The 273-nt window shown below is 57.5% G+C and carries 1 pseudogene; it reads left to right on the top strand.

The window, feature by feature from the left end:
• Positions 1–273 (top strand): annotated as a pseudogene (locus SB764_RS40155) (IS21 family transposase); the annotation flags it as partial.

The raw sequence follows: 273 nt of genomic DNA on the forward strand, positions 1-273 counted from the left end.
CCGTGATCGGCGGCGAGCGTACGAAGCTTCAGGTCGCACACATCAAGCTATCGCACAGTCGGGCGTTTCTGGTCAGAGCCTACCTGCTGCAAACGCACGAGATGCTCTTCGACGCCCACTGGCACGGGTTCCGCGTGTTTGGCGGCGTACCTGGTCGCGGCATTTACGACAACATGAAGACCGCGGTTGATCGTGTCGGTCGTGGCAAAGAACGGCAGGTCAATATCCGTTTCCTTGCTATGACGAACCACTACGTCTTTGCGCCTGAGTTTT

It is taken from the genome of Paraburkholderia sp. SIMBA_027, from assembly GCF_046535315.1.
In the GTDB taxonomy this organism is placed as follows: Bacteria; Pseudomonadota; Gammaproteobacteria; order Burkholderiales; family Burkholderiaceae; genus Paraburkholderia; species Paraburkholderia tropica.